Genomic DNA, 17,707 nt, shown 5'->3' on the forward strand with positions numbered 1-17,707 from the left:
GCGGAAAATAAGGAATTGTGTTTACACAACTGGCGCTTCTTTGGTTTGCAGTAGTCGCATTTGGATAAGCTGCATCACATTGCTGACAATCCAATAGAGTCCCAACCCAGCGGGGAAACGCAGCGTCATAAAGCCAATAAACAGAGGCATTACAAGAAGCATAGCTTTACCGCCCGGGTTTGAATTGGCTGCACCTAAACTGCTTTGTCTTGATGAAAAATATGTAGTCAGAACCGCAAGTACCGGCAGAATATAAAAATGATCTACTGCTGATAGATTACGAATCCACAAAAAACCGGGATGGCTTAAATATTTGAAGCTTTGCAGTGCATAAAACATGCCACTGAGAATCGGCATTTGAACAATCATCGGCAGACAGCCTGCTAATGGATTGATCCCTGTTGTTTTATACAATTCGGCAATCGCTTTTTGCTGCTCTTGTTTATCATTTTTATATTTTTCTTGCAAAACTTTCATTTGCGGTCCCAGCAATTTCATCGCCTGCATTGATTTCATTTGCTTCGCTGTTAAGGGAAATAATAAAGCTTTGATAACGACTGTAAACAATATAATCGCTAATCCATAACTTGGAAAACCAAAATCCGCTGTAATATCATAAAAAAAAGTCACCAGGGATTGCATAAATCCAATAAAATAATCGAACAACCAACTTCACGTCCTTTATATTTTTAACTAAAATAACAGGTAACAGAATAAGCTTCTATATAAAAAAGGCTTCTGAATCAAAACTATTCAGAAGTCTTTTCTTCTTACATTAAAGCATATTCAAATTATCGTAGCTAAAGAATACTATTTACCAGTATTCTTGTCAATGTTTTCTTCCTGAAATCAGCAAATAAAATCTCGAAATTCTATTTGCTAATTTCATCAATTGCTTTGATTTCTGCTGGTGAGAATGTTGTGTAATCGACAATTTTACAATTTTCGATAATTTGCTCTGGTTTTGATGCTCCAATAAGAACACTAGTCACAGCACCATCTTTTAATACCCAGCTAAGTGCCATTTGTGCCAATGTTTGACCACGCTCCCCAGCAATTTCATTAAGGGCAGCAATCTGCGCCAGTTTTTCCGCGGTCAATTGATCCGCATGCAAAAATTGACCACTTGTTTTAATTCGGCTATCCGCTGGAATACCATGCAGATATTTATCACTTAACAGTCCTTGTGCTAATGGACTAAAAGCAATAATACCGCAGCCATTTTCTACAGCTGCTTCTTTTAAACCATTTGATTCAATATGGCGGTCAAAAATAGAGTAGCGGCTTTGGTTGATAACAAATGGACATTTTAGTTCCTTTAAGATTTTCATAGCCTGTCTCGTATGTTCCCCATCATAGTTGGATATTCCCGCATATAATGCTTTCCCACTTTTTACAGCTGTATCCAATGCCATCATACTTTCTTCAAGCGGCGTATCAGGATCCATGCGATGATGATAAAAAATATCAACATAATCAAGCTGAAGTCTCTTTAAACTCTGATCTAAACTAGCGAGTAAATATTTACGACTGCCCCAATCACCATAAGGACCATCCCACATGGTATAACCAGCTTTTGTACTGATAATGAGCTCATCGCGATATGCTCCCATTTCTTGCTGCATGATTCGACCAAAATTGCTTTCAGCACTGCCCGGCTGCGGCCCATAATTATTTGCTAAATCAAAATGTGTGATACCTTGATCAAAAGCAGTAAAACACATTTTTTTCATATTGTCATAATCTGCACTTGTACCAAAATTATGCCAAAGTCCCAACGAAACCTGTGGCAATTTCAGACCACTTTTCCCACTGCGACTATATCTCATATGTTCATACCGTTCTTTATTTGCCTTATAGGTCATTGAAATCCCTCCAAATTTTTTAATAAAATCTCTCTATATAAATTACATCCAGCTTTAGAATATTGTTTTTTAATTTCGTGAAAACTATTCCAAGACCTTTAAATAAAAAAAATATCGTACAAAATATCTCAAATTTCATCCTATAAAAAGCATGATTGATACGATCAACGAAACAGTTCATGCTTCCCATTGAGTTTAAATCCATTATATTATCATAATATATCCATAATATTATCAATAAAATAATAAACTTAATAAAAATACTTGTTTTACTATACTCAAAATGTTATCATATTAACAGAATATTATTACTTTTTAGGAAGAAGGGTGTTTTACTATGCAAGAAGTTAAAAAATTGCAGTATTACGTAAATGGAGAGTTCAAAACTTCCAAAACCGAAGTCTATTCGGATGCCTTTGATCCAAGCACTGGAGAAATCATCGCCAAAGTACCGCGTTGTACTCCAGATGAAGTAACAGAAGCCATTGCCGCAGCTAAAGCTGCCTTTCCCGGCTGGTCATCGACACCAGTCATTAAAAGAGTTCAGATCTTACATAAATTTCGGGAACTCTTAATAGAAAATATGAATGAGTTAACTCATTTAGTCGCTTTAGAAAACGGTAAAGCCTGGGGCGAAGCCGAAGGTGATGTTCTTAAAGCAAAAGAAGGAACGGAACAGGCTCTTGCTGCACCGTCCTTGATGATGGGTGAAAGTTTACTTGATGCTTCTAAAGGATATGATACTGTATCGTATCGTGAACCCTTAGGTGTCTTTGCCGGAATTATTCCATTTAACTTTCCAGCAATGATTCCAATGGGCTGGATGACACCAATTTGCATTGCCTGTGGTAATACAATTGTCTTGAAAGCCGCAACATTTACACCTCAAACCTGTTTCCGTATCGTTGAATTGTATAAAGAGGCTGGTCTTCCCGATGGTGTTATTAATATTGTTACCTGTTCACGTCACGAAGCCGAAATTCTACTGACACATCCTGACGTAAAAGGAATTACCTTTGTTGGTTCTACTGAAGTTGGGAAACATATCTATTCCACAGCTGCCGCTTCCGGGAAAAGAGTCCAAGCGTTATGTGAAGCCAAAAACCACGCTCTTGTATTAGCGGATGCCCCCATCGACCGGACAGCCGCTGGCATCGTCAATGCTGCCTTCGGCTGTGCTGGAGAACGCTGCATGGCCTTACCAGTAATTGTAGCCCAAGACAGTATTGCCGATGAATTAGCACAAGCTATTATAAAACAAGCAAAAGCTTTAATCGTCGGTGCTGCCTACAATAAAAAGACACAGTTGGGACCGGTCATTAATGAAGCACATAAAAAATCCGTCTTAGACTGGATTCAGCAGGGAATTGACGAAGGTGCAAAACTAGTTCTCGATGGTCGCAATATAACAGTAAAAGGTTATGAGCATGGTTTTTATGTGGGACCTACGATTTTCGATCAGGTAAAACCCGGCATGACCATCGGCGATAGAGAAGTCTTCGGTCCTGTTCTTTGTATAAAACGAGTAAAAACTTTTGAAGAAGGTTTATCTGTGATGAATGCAAATCCATTTGCCAATGGATCAGTTATTTTTACTCAAAATGGTCACTATGCCAGAGAATTCGTGCGCCATACAGATGGCGGTATGGTTGGCGTAAATGTTGGTATTCCTGTTCCTGTAGGTGTTTTCGCTTTTAACGGACACAAGCAATCCTTTTTTGGTGATCTGCACTGCCTCGGTAAAGATGGCTACAGATTCTATACCGAAGGAAAAGTTGTCACTACGCATTGGTTTGATGAAGCTGAAAAAAAGTCAAAAACAGTCAGTACCTGGGATGGTACAATTTAAAAAACATTGTTACAACAAACTGGTATTGCATAGTGCAATACCAGTTTGTATTTGATTAGGATTTATGTTGACAAAAAAAAATGATAATGCTACAATACATCCATTGAGGTCTCGTACCAATGAACAATGAAGTTCACAGATATTATTATCTGTGGACTTTTTTTGTTACATTTTTTAAATTCAGAGGAGGATTTTTTATGAAAAACACGCGTATTTTAGCTCTCGTATCAACTTGTATAATGATTTTAGCTCTATTGGTTAGCGGCTGTGGATCAAGTCCAGCAGCTGAAAAAAGCAGTTCCAGTTCAGCTTCCAATGCCGCTGACAAAGAATTCATTATCGCTTGTGATGCGAAATATGCTCCTTTTTCCATGGAAATTGATGGGAAATATAAAGGTATTGATGTTGAGCTCTTAGATGCTATCGCCAAGGTAGAAGGCTTTAAATATCAATTAAAACCAATGGATTTTAGTGGCATTATCCCTGGTATCGTTTCTGGACAACTAGATGGTGCTATTGCCGGCATGAATATCACCGAAGAACGTGCTAAAAGTGTAGATTTCTCAGATGGATATATCAGTTCCGGTTCAGCTATTGTTGTAAGTAAAACAAACACAACGATCAAAACCATTGAAGACATCCAAGGAAAAACAGTTGCCGTAAAAAAAGGAACGACCGGCTCAACCTTTGCTGAAGACAATAAAGATAAATATAAATTAAACGTTACGTATTATGATGATTCTCCAAGTATGATGATGGCCGTAGCAAATGGTGCTGCTGACTTTCTCATTGAAGATTATCCTGTTATCAGCTATCAGATTAAAATTGGTGAACAAGACAAACTGCGCGTTGCAGTTGATGCGATCAACACGCCTCCACAATATGGTTTTGCTGTAAAAAAAGGCGACAATGCTGAATTGTTGAAAAAATTTAATGAAGGCTTAGCAAAAATTAAAGCCGATGGAACCTATGATAAAATCGTAAAACAATATTTATAATGAAACAGTCTCTTTGACTTAGTGAACAGTGTGCCCCCTTTTGGGGGCATATATAGATAGGAGTACTCACATGGCTGCATATTTTAGTTTATTTATCGAGTGTCTACCAACTCTATTATCCGGTTTAGAAATGACTCTATTCATGGCTGTTGTTTCTTTGATTTTCGCCTGTATTATCGGTGTAATACTTGGTATATTCAGTATTAGTAATATCAAATGGCTAGAGAAAATCGCCACATTTTATATCTATGTTGTCCGCGGTATTCCACTTATGGTGTTGGGTTTTTTCATTTTTTTTGGTATCGGCGGCGGACTGAATTTACAATTTTCCGCATTAACAGCAGCGGTTATCTCTTTAACAATTAATGCCAGTGCTTATATGGCTGAAATTTTCCGTGGCGGTATCCAGGCAGTTGATATTGGGCAGGTAGAAGCCGCTCGCAGCTTGGGATTAAGCTATATCCAGGCTATGATGCGTGTCGTTTTGCCACAAGCGATCAAAATCATGATTCCTGCTATTTTAAACCAATTTATTACAACAATTAAAGATACCTCGATTCTCTCAGCAATCAGTGTTCGTGAACTGGTTATGAATGGTGAAATCATTGTGGCAAGAAATTTTAAACCATTTGAAGTGTATTCTTATCTGGCAATTATGTATTTAATTGTAATTACAATCTTGTCATTGATTACAAGAAGAATCGAAAGGAATATGAGTTATGATTCTAGAGGCAAATAACATAAAAAAGTTCTTTGGCAAAAATGAAGTTTTAAAAGATATTTCTTTTAATGTAAAAGAAGGCGAAGTAATTTGTATTATCGGACCATCGGGATCGGGGAAAAGCACGTTATTACGTTGTTTAAATCGTCTGGAAGAAATACAAGCCGGAACGATTCAAATCCTCGGGGAAGAAATTACCGCCATGAAAAACATCAATAACCTGCGAAAAGAAATCGGCATGGTTTTTCAGCTTTTTAATTTATTTCCAAATTATACTGTGCTGGATAATATAACCATGGCGCCAATTTTATTGAATAAAATGAGTAAGAAAGAGGCTGAAACAAAAGCTCTGGCGCTCCTTGAGCAAGTCGGGTTAACTGATTTTAAAGATGTATATCCATCTACCTTATCTGGTGGCCAAAAACAGCGTGTCGCCATTGCCAGAGCTTTGGAAATGGGTCCTAGAATCATGCTGTTTGATGAGCCAACAAGTGCACTTGACCCGGAAATGGTCGGCGAAGTATTGAAAGTTATGAAAGATTTGGCCCAGGCTGGCATGACCATGGTCGTTGTAACTCATGAAATGGGTTTTGCTCGTGAAGTCGCTGATCGAGTCATTTTCATGGATGGTGGATATATTGTCGAAGAAAACACACCCAAAGAGCTGTTTAGCCATCCACAAAGTAAACGCTGCCAAACCTTTTTATCCAGCGTCTTACATCCAGCTGGTCTGGAAGGATAAGGTCTTAGTAAAAATTTACAAATTTTTATTATATCACAAGTTTTACAGTTAATGCAAGTATAAAATTTGACAAAATAGAAAAAATATTATATACTAGATTGTAGACAGAGTGATCTACACTATAGTATCTAAATCATATATTCGTGAACCGCTTTGGGCATACAACGATTACGTGTAAGAGACTTCGTACTCATTATCACATATCCGTATTCACCAACGCGGTTTTTTGTTGTCTAAAAAGCAAAGAACCCCGACAACGCTCAGATATATGGCAATAGGAAAAAAAGTATAATTACAACTCGCCTATTGTTAAATGCAAAAAAGTATTCAAAATATTCAGAATTAATTAATTTTTGCTGTTTTTCACATTTTAATCAATGGAATAATTTTACACACTATTGTTTCAGAAAAAACTGAATCGATTCAAAAGACAGGCGGTGCAAACTATGGAAAAACGAAATGAGTATTTAAAAAAACTTGAAGAAAAGCTTGCTGACTACGATTTGAAAATAGCGGAAATCAAATTCAAGGTTGCGGAAGTTCAGGATGACATGAAAACAGAATATTTATCACAAATAGAAAACTTGGAAGAAAAACGCGATGAATTAATCGTAAATTACGGTCAGCTCAAACAATCAACCGGAAATGCTTGGACAGATATAAAAACCGGAACTGAAAAAGCTTGGCTGAGCCTTGAAAAGGCTATCGAAAAAGCGAAAACTCGGTTTAAGTAAGCTAAGATTATATCTGCCACGAAAAGGATGGTGGTATAGATGATGTAAAGTTCTTTATAACCAAAAACCAATAAAATATAAAATATATTATCGAGGAGATTTTTTATGAAAAAACATATGATTACTTTATTAGGTGCCTTATTCGCGTTATTTTTGATGCTTCCAGCAGGTTTTGCTCAAGCGAAGACCCCAGAAATAAATGATTACCAGTGGGCTTTCTCTTCCGACCAAACCAATTATTATTTTGGCAATAAAAAAATGTCATACGCACTTGACGAACATGGAGATATTGATAAAAGCCGTCTGCTTTTTTCCACTATCATGACCTATGAACCACCAAAACCACAGGCGATCATCACTCAGCGTGAAGCTCGCGGCCAAAAATTGTCCGGATATGCTAATTTCCATGGCATTATCGAAGTCAGAGAAATCGACTTAGATAAAAAAACCGTTTGGATTCGCAGCCATAATGATATAGACACAGTTTTTAATATTTTATCATCAGAAAATTCTGATCAACTTTATGATCTTAAGGTATTGCCAAAAGATCAGCCTGAATATATTTTTGCACAACAAGTCATCGATTATGCAGCAAAACATAAAGATGATTTAAAAGATAACTCAAAAGCTATGCAAAAAGAATTAAAAGCTGCTCAAAAAGCTGCCGCTAAAAATAAAGATAGCAATAAAGATAACACTACAAAATAAATAAACAAAAACTCTAAAACAACAAAAAAGTTTGAGTCGAAGCAATCGCTTCAGCTCAAACTTTTTTATTGTAAACTTTTATAAATTACGGGATATAAATTAATTGCGCCAGTGAAGGTTTACCCGTTTTCAGTAAAAATGCTTTTAGATTTTGCAGCGAATCAAAGATTTGTGTAAATTTAAGCCGAAGCCAAAAATGCATAAAGGTATGCGTTCCTCCACCAAAAACCGGAATTCTGTTCAAGGAATATAAGGTTGAACTAGTTGTATCGCGCCCAAGATTAATCGTAAAAGCTGCCCGATAGCCAGCCGCTTTCGTAAAATCAATCACATGCTGATTATAAAAACCACACGGATAGGCCAAATACTGAATTTTCTTTCCCAGCCGCCACTCTAACGCTTGTTTTGATTTTTCCAGTTGATCTTGCAGTTCAGCATCAGACACTGCCTGTGTCAAAACCAAATGGCTCATCGTATGCCCCTCAAAGTTAATGCCGCCTTGCTCCATCTCATGAATTTCATCCCATGTCAAATACCGATCGTATGTATTAACAAAATCAGAAATCAGAAATATGGTTGCACTTAAATGATATTTCTGCAAAATTGGATATGCATTGATATAATTGTCCTTATAACCATCATCAAATGTAATTAAGATCGATTTTGCCGGAACCTCTTTATTATATTGCAAATAATCGGCGAGTTCATCCGGGGTAATAGACGTATACCCCTCTTTCGCCAAATATTTCATTTGTGCTTCAAATTCGCTGCTACTGAGTGTTAATGAATTATGATCCTGATCATTGATTTGATGATAATTTAACACTGGAATGCCTTGAAAATAGTTTAACGAAATGTAAAATGCACCGAAAACTAAAATAAAGAGCAATAAAATAATCTTCCATAAAACTTTTTTTGTAGGTAAAAACAGAATAACACAGCCCCTTTTGAAAAACTAAACTTCACGAAATGATTAACCAAAATAGCTAGCATCATTCAAACGTGAAATTATATATAGTATACTACAAATCGCTGAATTTTTGCTGAATCCAGCAAAGAAAGGTTTCATGTTTGCATATATTCCAAGAAAAGTCAAAGATATTTCAAATGAATTTCAACCTTATTGACAGTATGTTTTTGCAATTTTTTCTAAAAAAGCTTCTGATATCTTTCAGAAGCTTTTTTGTTGTGGATAACTTGGCGAAATATCAAATATCTATGAAGTTATACACAGAAGCACTGTGTTTATCCTCTGTTTTCTGTGTATAACTTGCATTTATTGAAAAGTTTCAAACCATATAATAAAATCCCTATCTATTTTCACACAAAACTTTACAAAAAATACAACAACCTGTTTACAAACTTACATAAAATGCAGTAAAATTGCAGGAGGGTGTTTTTATTTGTCGAATAAATGTAATTTGTAGCGACTTATAAAACAGCACCTTGTAGCATGGAAGGATGGTAAGAATGATTAAAAAGACAAAACAAAAATTACTCTGTATCGGTTTAGCAGCAATGACTGCAGCCGTTGTTTTATCTGGTTGCGGCAATTCGGATGCAACAAATGGAGCCGCTGGTAAAAAATCAGCAAAAGTAGGTATTGTCCAACTCGTCGAACATAACGCTCTCGATGCAGCCAACAAAGGTTTCGTCGACGGGCTTGCATCAAAAGGATATAAGGAAGGCGAAAACATTTCCTTTGACCGCCAAAATGCCCAAGCTGATCAATCCAATCTGCAAAACATCGCCCAACGTTTTGTAAACGACAAAGTTGACTTAATCTGTGCAATCGCCACACCAGCGGCACAAACAGTCGCAAATCTTACAAAAGATATTCCCATCACAGCAACAGCGGTTACAGATTATGAACAGGCAAAACTGGTTGCCAGTAATGCTGAACCAAAAGGTAACGTGACGGGAACTACGGATATGAACCCAATTAAAGAACAAATTGATCTTTTACTAAAACTCGTACCAAATGCAAAAACGATTGGTACTGTCTATTCTTCCAGTGAAGTAAATTCTCAAACGCAAGTCAATATTATGAAAGCTTATGCTGAATCAAAAGGCCTTATTGTCATCGAATCAACTGTCTCAACAGTCAATGACATCCAGCAGGCAGCACAAAGTCTGGTTGGTAAAGTAGATGCAATCTACGAACCAACTGACAACGTAATCGCATCGGCCATGCCAACACTCGTATCCATTACAAATCCGGCAAAAATACCGGTAATTTGCGGCGAACCCAACATGGTCAAAGCTGGTGGTTTAGCAACGTACGGTGTTGATTATTATAAATTAGGCTTCCAGACAGGTGAAATGGCGGCAGACATTTTATCCGGCAAATCAAAACCAGCCACCATGGCGATCCAGTCAGCCAAAGAAATGCAAATCACCATTAATGAAAGCAACGCCCAAGCACTTGGCATCACAATTCCACAGGAATTATTAAATGGTGCTGACCTTGTAAAATAACTTTCCGCAATAAGTGCGAAGGGTTCCTCGCCATGAGGATACCCTTCGCTATTTTTTAAATATGAAACACAAGGAGGATCTATCATGTTGGATTTACTTATCCCAACCATATCACAAGGCCTGTTATGGTCTATTTTAGCTCTTGGCGTATATCTGACATTTCGTGTCCTCGATATCGCCGACCTCACCGTAGAAGGCAGTTTCCCTTTGGGAGCAGCCGTTGCTGCCGCGATGCTCGTTAACGGGTCCAGCCCCTTCACAGCAATTTTGTGTGCCGGCATTGCTGGTATGCTGGCAGGTGTAATCACAGGTTTTCTGCACACAAAGCTTAAAATACCGGCCTTGCTTGCAGGCATCTTGACCATGATTGCTTTGTATTCTGTCAATCTAAGAATCATGGGCAAAGCCAATTTATCTTTGCTGCGGATTGATACCATCTTTTCTTTATTCAATAGTTACGGATTCGATACACAGACAGTTGTACTCTTAGTCGGCATCATCAGTACTCTTTTTTATATGGTTCTCATGTATTGGTTTTTCGGGACAGAAATCGGTTCAGCCATCCGTGCCACTGGCTTTAATGTGCAAATGATTCGTGCTAATGGCGTTAATACGGATTTTACAATCATCCTGGGGCTTCTACTCAGCAATGGACTCGTTGCTGTTTCCGGGGCACTCGTAGCACAAAGCAATGGTTTTGCCGACGTCGGCATGGGGGTTGGAACGATTGTCATTGGACTTGCTTCTGTCATTATCGGTGAAGTGCTTTTTGGCACGCGTAGTTTCAGAAACTGTCTGATTTCCGTTGTTTTGGGCTCTATTATTTACCGCATTGTCATTGCCCTGGTTTTGCAATTAGGAATGCCGCCAAATGACTTAAAACTGTTCACGGCAATCTTGGTTGCACTTGCACTTTCCATGCCACTGTTCAAAAACAAATGGAATGAACAGAAACGAAGGGGTATAAAATATGCTAAAAATTGAACATATAACAAAAACCTTTAATCCTGGTACAATTAATGAAAAATATGCTTTAGAAAATCTGAGTCTTCATCTCACTCCAGGTGAATTCGTCACCGTAATCGGTGGCAATGGCGCTGGAAAGTCAACTCTTATGAACTCAATTGCGGGTGCATTTTTTGTTGATGAGGGGAAAATCACGATTGATGGAAATGACATAACGAATGTCCCTGAGCATAAACGTGCCAAATTTATTGGACGCGTTTTCCAGGACCCCATGATGGGGACAGCGGCGGGAATGATGATTGAAGAAAACTTAGCCATTGCTTCGCGCCGTGGTAAAATACCTACCTTGCGTTGGGGATCACGCAAAGAAGACCACCAGCAATTTATCGAAATGTTAAAAGAATTGAACCTTGGTCTCGAAGATCGTTTAACGAGTAAAGTGGGGCTATTATCGGGCGGACAGCGGCAAGCCTTGACACTTTTAATGGCAACGATGGGTAAACCAAAATTATTGCTCCTTGATGAGCATACGGCAGCTCTTGATCCTAAAACTGCTGAAAAAGTACTGGAGCTGACCAATAAGATTGTCAACCGCCACAAACTTACCACGCTTATGATTACACACAACATGCGCGATGCTTTACGTTTTGGCGGACGCTTGATCATGCTGCATAATGGAAAATTGATTATCGATGTGGCTGGAGAAGCTAAAAAAAATCTAACCATTCAGGATCTGCTTAAAATGTTTGAAAAAGCAAGCGGTGATACACTGGCTAATGACCGAATGCTGCTTGGTTAAGTGCTGATTATCAATAAGCAGGGACAGCTCTATTGATAATTTTTCCAGCTTGTTGTATAATTTTCTTTGTAGTTTTGTGGATGCAAATTACCCAAAAACGAAGTATCCGCAAAAAATTTGAAAGGAAGAATGTTAATGAAACGATTTTACACTAGTGTATTATGCTTCGCTGTAATTCTCTCCATCAGTATCGCTGCAGCTCCGCCTGCCTTTGCAGCAACAGCATCTGTTCAAAAGAAAGCCTCTATTAAAGCAGCTGTATCAACTCCACAAAAATTGTCGATCGCCTATTATACTTTGCAAGTCAACGGGCAAGATATTGATCTCGCTGGAATCAATATCTATACGAAAGGAACCACAATTTTGGTTCCCTTGCGGAAAAGTGCAGAAGCTTTAGGATTCACACTTACGTGGAATCCTAAAACAAAATCAACAGAACTTGATAATGGAACGATAAAAACCAGTATCACTGTTGGTTCAAATGCATATGCTTATACAAGCAGCAACGCAATTGGCATAAGTGAGCCAATAACGCTGGGTTCAGCACCGATTATGATCGGTGGTAATACATATATCCCGATTACACTTTATAATATACTCTACAACAACCCGGGAACCATACAAATAACCGATACAAGTCTCAATATAAAAAAACCAGCAACTACTATAAAAACAGGCACAGGTGAAGCAGCTTTATAAAAATAAAAAAAGTACCTGTAGATTCAAAACACACCAAGGTGTTTCGTCTACAGGTACTTTTTTATACACTATAAGTAGATATTATATGCAGCCTATCAGTCTGCCAGGAATGGGATGATATAAACTATTTCATTCAACTTATATATATGAATTAAGTAATTAAATAAACTTTTGTGTTTACCTTCTTTTCGCTGATCAGTAGGTCTTTAGTCCATGTACAGGGGTGTTTTATTTATATATAGTATAGTATAATATATATACAGTTTCTCTATACTATATTATATTGTTGAAATATTCATTTTATTTTTGCAATATGATAAATCTATGTTAGCTTTCGAAAAGGCATGGCTATTTTAATACAAAGGGGTTGCACTTATGAATATAAAAACGATTAAAACCAAATTTTTACTTTTTCTTTTACCTTTATTCTTGATAAATTTCATTATCTTATCTGGAATCAGTTATTATCTTGCCCAGACTTATTTAGAAGAGAGTTCTGTCGAGACCGCTGAAACCCTTGGGAATGAATATGCTGCAGATGTTTCCAATGAAATCTCCTCTCGTTTAATTCATCTTGAAGATATCGCCGCCTCGAAAGACAGTAAATCACTTAGTGAGTCTTTAGTCTTAGAAAATTTAAATGCAGAAAAAAGCCGCCGGGCAAATTACACCACTCTTTTTTTTGTAAATCTTAAAGATGCTGGCGTTAATTATGGCATTACCGCGGAAGGGAACCATTTTGATTATAAACAGCGCTCTTATACACCTGTGATTCAAAAAAATCAAGAATCTTATGTGTCCGAACCGAATATTTCTTCTTCCACAGGAAAGTTATCGATCATGCTCGTCACACCGATAAAAAACAATGGGAAAATGGATGGCTTCATCGGTGCTACTTTGTCTACAGATTTATTATCGAAAGCAATTGAAAATATAAAATTCCAAAAAACGGGATACGGCTACATCATCGACAACACAGGACTCGTGATTGCCAATCAAAAAGATCCGAGTGTTGCGGGTAAGCTTAAATTGCAGGATACACCTTTAAGCGAAATATATCAAACTGTAATGACGAGCGGAAAACAGCAGCAAGCTACGTATCAAAATGCACTAGATAACACCATGCACATGGCAATCCTTACACCAATCGAACTTGCTGGGAATCGCTGGGTTATGGTAGTCACTGCCCCAACGAGTGAAATCAATGAAAAAGCTGGAACTTTAGCCAAGGTAATGATTGGTGTTTCAGTATTCTTCCTGCTTCTAGCCAGTGTACTCATTTTTTATTTTGCCCAAAAAATGACCACACCGATACAAAAGGTACGTGATGCCTGTGCATTACTCGGAAAAGGCGACTTACGTGAACATGCGTTAGATATAAATTCCGAAGATGAAGTTGGTCAAATGGCACAAGACTTCCACCAGATGCGTCAGACGATTGGAAAGCTCATCATCAATGTACAGTCACAAGCGGAACAAGTTGCCGCCTCCAGTGAAGAACTGACCGCTGGTGCGCATCAAGCTTCCGAAGCTTCTGAGCACGTTGCCGCATCTATCATCCAAATTGCCGAAGGTGCTGATCAGCAGTCTAAGCTTGCTAAAAATTCCGATCAGGCAGCACGTGAAATGTCAGATGAGACGATTCGTATCTCACAAAAAACAACAGCAATTCAATCTATTACACAAAAGACCGGCCAGGAAGTAACCGCCGGACGAAGTGAAATTGCTAAAGTAGTAGAGCAAATGACTTTAATTGAAAGCGGTTCGCAAAATGTCGAACATTCTGTAACAGAACTCGCCGCTTGTTCTAAGGAAATCAGCACCATCGTAGATTTAATTTCTAATATTGCCGGACAAACAAATTTATTAGCATTAAATGCTGCAATCGAAGCTGCTCGTGCCGGTGAACAAGGTCGTGGTTTTGCTGTTGTAGCCGAAGAAGTTCGAAAACTTGCTGAAGGATCACGTGCGGCATCCGAACAAATTGGCACACTCGTAAAACGCAATGAACAAGATATGGAAAATGCGATACTAGCTACACAAGCTAGTACACAAGGTGTAAAATTCGGTATGACCGCCGTCAACTCAGCCGATGAAACATTCAAAAACATCGTACTCGCTATTGATAAACTGGCTGGTGAAATAACGGAAGTCGCCCAAGCCATTGATTCCATGAGTCAGAAATGCACTACTGTGATGCAGTCAATTTCTATCATAGACAATGTCAGCAACAAAAATGCCGAAGAGTCCCAAAGTGTATCCGCTGCCACAGAGCAGCAAGCTGCTTCAATGCGTGAAATTGCCGATGCCAGTCATGGTCTGGCTGAACTTGCAACCGTGCTGCAAAGTGAAGCGGCAAAGTTTAAAGTTTAAAATCAGACAAAAAAAAACAGCAGTAAAAGGCATTTGCCTACTGCTGTTTTTTATTTACATTTGAAATTCCTTCTCATATCCTTCAGGATACTTTATAATAGTATATAATATAGCGAATTAAAGGATTATGGGGTATAGCGCCAAATTCTTTAATTCATCTTATAAAATTTTGAACAAATGAACCCCCTACAACGAAAGGATGTATACATACATGGCTAAAAATACGACCACGACCGTAGATCCGGTCAAACATCAATGCAGTTTTTGCAAAAAGACCATTACGATTAAAGATCAATATGACATGCCGATTTTTGACCCGCAGACGGGTTTTGCAATTTGTAACTCTTGCATTCGAGAAATTTATCACTTTATCTCGGAAGTAGATACAAAACAAAAGCAAACGGAAAAACAAAACTTTTCGGTCGAACTTGATGAAATTATCGCCCATAACAAACCCCATAACATCAAGGAATACCTTGATGAATATATCATCAATCAAGATAAAGCAAAAAAGATCCTGGCTGTTGCTGTCTATAATCATTACAAACGCATGCGTTATGGCTATAATCAAGACATTGACGGTGTTGAAATTGAAAAATCAAATGTTATCATGCTTGGTCCATCCGGCTGTGGTAAAACAGCAATGCTGCTCCATTTAGCAAAACTACTGGATATTCCCTTCGCCGTAACGGACGCATCAAGCCTGACAGAAGCAGGCTTTGTTGGTGCTGACGTAGAAGTAGCTGTACGCAATCTTTATTATGCGGCCAACAAAAATATTGACAAAGCCGAGCATGGCATCATATATCTTGATGAATTTGATAAAATTGCTCGAAAATCCGGTATCAATAATTCTATTACCGCTGATCCCGGTCACGAAGGTGTGCAGCAAGCACTTTTAAAAATGCTGGAAGGCAGCGTCGTTGAGTTTACGGCCAGAGGTCAGCGCAAACATCCGGAAGCACCAACAATTAAAGTGGACACGAAAAACATTTTATTTATCGTTGGCGGTGCTTTTATTGGTATCGATAAGACCATTGCTAAACGTATCCAGCAAACCGACACCAATATAGGTTTTGGCGCTAAAGTAAAAAGCAGTGCCAATAAGCCAAAATACGATGAGCTCATCCATCAAGTTCGACCGGAAGATTTGATGAAGTATGGAATTATCCCCGAAATATTAGGGCGTCTGCCGATTATTTGTACTCTTGAAACCTTAGATGAAGCTGCTCTGCTGCGCATTTTAACGGAACCTAAAAATGCACCAATCAAACAATATGAGAAACTGCTTCGTATGGATAACGTTGAACTTACATTCAGTGAAGATGCCCTGCGGGCCGTAGCCAAAAAAGCAATAGAACGAAAAACCGGTGCACGTAGTCTGAAAGGTATTATTGAAGATGTGATGCTCGATATCATGTTCGATATTCCAAAGAGCAATGAACATCGCAGAGTAGTGATCACTGCTGACTGCATCAACAATCACACTGCACCACAGCTCACAGAACTCTCTGACTAACCAATTTGTAAAAATAGTAAAACCCCATTGGCTTTAAAGACCAATGGGGTTTTACTATTTTTATAATCCAGCTTCATTACAAGCTAAGTTAAATGCCGTTTCCATTTCGCTCATATTTTGAAATCGATCTGCCAGTTTTAAAGTACAAGCTTTGTCAGCCCATTGTGCAATTGCCACTGGCAAATCACCACGAAAATGTTCTAATGGAATAAGTTGCTGGCGCTCATCCACTAAACCAGCTTGGAATGGGAATTTTCCATTTGATAAGATGCCATATGCAATAAGTCCCACCGAAAAACAATCCGTTGCCAAGTTCAGTTTCCCATCACGGCTCTCGGGTGATAAATATTGCAAATACTCCGTTTTTTGTGTAGCTATATCAAGAACAGTATTCAGGCTAAAATCTAATAAAACCGGTTCATTCTCCAAATCAACGATAATATTAGCTGGTGTTATTTTAGCGTGAATGACGGGTTCAGGCTGTTTTTGCAAATAAACAACGACTGACAATAGTGATGTAATCCAATGTTTTTTCACAGTCCAGTCAATCGTTTGTATAGAATTTTCCAAAATATCCGCCATTGTTTTTCCAAACAGATATTCCATCGGCAGCACACCCAATTTTCCGTTAGCAATCCAGTCAGGTCGTTCCACGCGAACAATATTGCGATGTTTAAGCTGGGATAAACGGCGATATATATCTAATGCTAATGGTGTTTGTTCACCATTTTTAAATACTTTCACCGCAAAAATCTTTTTCATTGGAATAAATTCGGCCTTGTAAACACGCCCTAATGCCCCTTTGCCCAAATACTCTAAAATCCGATAACGATGATCAATTACTTGTTCCGCTGAAAAAGGAACTGTATCATCCGTTGTATCTATGCCTGTAAAAGAACCTGTTTTAAGAAAATCGAACTTTGACCTCATCTAAATCACGCTCCATATCCATACCATGCAAACCTATGAATTCTTTTTACATACTGTATATATTATATCATGATTTATCGTTTTTGCGCGAACTGCATTCCATTTAGGGACATAAAACTTATTCGCAAAAAAGAAAGGAACCCTCTATTTTTTATCCAAAACTCTTTGCAAATCACGCATCATATGTAAATGCGTTTCATAATCGAGATCATTTGCATCATATTGCATACGTTTTTTTAGTTCATCAATTTGTCCCTGGATTTTTATTCTGATTTCTGGTTTCAAACTCATATATATCATGTCTCCTAATATTATTTCTCAGTAAC

Annotated in this window: 17 protein-coding genes; 12 read left to right on the forward strand and 5 right to left on the reverse strand. The window is 38.1% G+C overall.

Annotation, left to right across the window (positions count from 1 at the left end; genetic code table 11):
• Nucleotides 1-21: 21 nt before the first annotated feature.
• Nucleotides 22-666 carry a YidC/Oxa1 family membrane protein insertase gene (locus tag BMY14_RS14630; protein ID WP_425438922.1) on the reverse strand — a complete coding sequence of 215 codons (645 nt, stop codon included), beginning with the start codon at nt 664-666 and terminating at the stop codon, nt 22-24.
• A gap of 206 nt (nt 667-872) precedes the next feature.
• Nucleotides 873-1,865 carry an aldo/keto reductase gene (locus tag BMY14_RS14635; RefSeq protein WP_091833303.1) on the reverse strand — a complete coding sequence of 331 codons (993 nt, stop codon included), beginning with the start codon at nt 1,863-1,865 and terminating at the stop codon, nt 873-875.
• A gap of 337 nt (nt 1,866-2,202) precedes the next feature.
• Here BMY14_RS14635 and BMY14_RS14640 point away from each other — a divergent pair, with 337 nt between their 5' ends.
• The 6 genes from BMY14_RS14640 to BMY14_RS14665 all read left to right on the forward strand — a co-directional run bounded on the left by BMY14_RS14640 (nt 2,203) and on the right by BMY14_RS14665 (nt 7,617).
• The gene (locus BMY14_RS14640) at nt 2,203-3,714 is read left to right on the forward strand and encodes a CoA-acylating methylmalonate-semialdehyde dehydrogenase (RefSeq protein WP_091833306.1); all 1,512 of its coding nucleotides are present in this window, start codon (nt 2,203-2,205) and stop codon (nt 3,712-3,714) included.
• Between the two features lie 197 nt (nt 3,715-3,911).
• On the forward strand, nt 3,912-4,712 hold the full coding sequence (locus BMY14_RS14645) for a transporter substrate-binding domain-containing protein (protein WP_091833309.1): 801 nt from the start codon (nt 3,912-3,914) through the stop codon (nt 4,710-4,712).
• A 70-nt stretch (nt 4,713-4,782) separates the two neighbouring features.
• Nucleotides 4,783-5,451: an amino acid ABC transporter permease gene (locus BMY14_RS14650; RefSeq protein ID WP_091833311.1), complete on the forward strand. Its 669-nt coding sequence runs from the start codon at nt 4,783-4,785 to the stop codon at nt 5,449-5,451.
• On the forward strand, nt 5,435-6,175 hold the full coding sequence (locus BMY14_RS14655; protein ID WP_177177619.1) for an amino acid ABC transporter ATP-binding protein: 741 nt from the start codon (nt 5,435-5,437) through the stop codon (nt 6,173-6,175). Before BMY14_RS14650 ends, BMY14_RS14655 begins: the two co-directional genes overlap by 17 nt.
• A gap of 446 nt (nt 6,176-6,621) precedes the next feature.
• The gene (locus BMY14_RS14660; protein ID WP_019553861.1) at nt 6,622-6,909 is read left to right on the forward strand and encodes a sll1863 family stress response protein; all 288 of its coding nucleotides are present in this window, start codon (nt 6,622-6,624) and stop codon (nt 6,907-6,909) included.
• A 105-nt stretch (nt 6,910-7,014) separates the two neighbouring features.
• The gene (locus tag BMY14_RS14665; RefSeq protein ID WP_091833316.1) at nt 7,015-7,617 is read left to right on the forward strand and encodes a hypothetical protein; all 603 of its coding nucleotides are present in this window, start codon (nt 7,015-7,017) and stop codon (nt 7,615-7,617) included.
• A gap of 85 nt (nt 7,618-7,702) precedes the next feature.
• On the opposite strand, the gene BMY14_RS14670 is transcribed toward BMY14_RS14665, so the two are convergent.
• Nucleotides 7,703-8,443 carry a polysaccharide deacetylase family protein gene (locus BMY14_RS14670; RefSeq protein ID WP_245741433.1) on the reverse strand — a complete coding sequence of 247 codons (741 nt, stop codon included), beginning with the start codon at nt 8,441-8,443 and terminating at the stop codon, nt 7,703-7,705.
• A gap of 644 nt (nt 8,444-9,087) precedes the next feature.
• Between BMY14_RS14670 and BMY14_RS14675 the strand changes: the two genes are divergently transcribed.
• From BMY14_RS14675 to clpX, 6 genes are all read left to right on the forward strand, one after another.
• Nucleotides 9,088-10,095: an ABC transporter substrate-binding protein gene (locus BMY14_RS14675; protein ID WP_091833321.1), complete on the forward strand. Its 1,008-nt coding sequence runs from the start codon at nt 9,088-9,090 to the stop codon at nt 10,093-10,095.
• Nucleotides 10,096-10,182: 87 nt separating this feature from the next.
• Complete coding sequence (locus BMY14_RS14680) at nt 10,183-11,079, forward strand: ABC transporter permease (RefSeq protein ID WP_091833477.1); 897 nt, start codon at nt 10,183-10,185, stop codon at nt 11,077-11,079.
• A complete protein-coding gene (locus BMY14_RS14685; RefSeq protein ID WP_091833324.1) occupies nt 11,066-11,860 on the forward strand; it encodes an ABC transporter ATP-binding protein in 795 nt (264 codons plus the stop codon). Before BMY14_RS14680 ends, BMY14_RS14685 begins: the two co-directional genes overlap by 14 nt.
• A gap of 135 nt (nt 11,861-11,995) precedes the next feature.
• On the forward strand, nt 11,996-12,559 hold the full coding sequence (locus BMY14_RS14690; protein ID WP_177177615.1) for a stalk domain-containing protein: 564 nt from the start codon (nt 11,996-11,998) through the stop codon (nt 12,557-12,559).
• Between the two features lie 375 nt (nt 12,560-12,934).
• Nucleotides 12,935-14,932 carry a methyl-accepting chemotaxis protein gene (locus BMY14_RS14695; RefSeq protein WP_091833330.1) on the forward strand — a complete coding sequence of 666 codons (1,998 nt, stop codon included), beginning with the start codon at nt 12,935-12,937 and terminating at the stop codon, nt 14,930-14,932.
• A gap of 211 nt (nt 14,933-15,143) precedes the next feature.
• Nucleotides 15,144-16,451 carry an ATP-dependent Clp protease ATP-binding subunit ClpX gene (gene clpX, locus BMY14_RS14700; protein ID WP_091833333.1) on the forward strand — a complete coding sequence of 436 codons (1,308 nt, stop codon included), beginning with the start codon at nt 15,144-15,146 and terminating at the stop codon, nt 16,449-16,451.
• A gap of 60 nt (nt 16,452-16,511) precedes the next feature.
• Here clpX and BMY14_RS14705 read toward each other — a convergent pair whose 3' ends face one another.
• Nucleotides 16,512-17,381 carry a serine/threonine protein kinase gene (locus BMY14_RS14705; RefSeq protein WP_091833336.1) on the reverse strand — a complete coding sequence of 290 codons (870 nt, stop codon included), beginning with the start codon at nt 17,379-17,381 and terminating at the stop codon, nt 16,512-16,514.
• 144 nt (nt 17,382-17,525) lie between these two features.
• Nucleotides 17,526-17,672, reverse strand: a complete 147-nt coding sequence (locus tag BMY14_RS14710) for an aminoglycoside phosphotransferase (RefSeq protein WP_091833337.1) — start codon at nt 17,670-17,672, stop codon at nt 17,526-17,528.
• Nucleotides 17,673-17,707 lie beyond the last annotated feature (35 nt).

Origin of the sequence: Propionispira arboris (assembly GCF_900109225.1) — a bacterium.
In the GTDB taxonomy this organism is placed as follows: domain Bacteria; phylum Bacillota; class Negativicutes; order Selenomonadales; family Selenomonadaceae; genus Propionispira; species Propionispira arboris.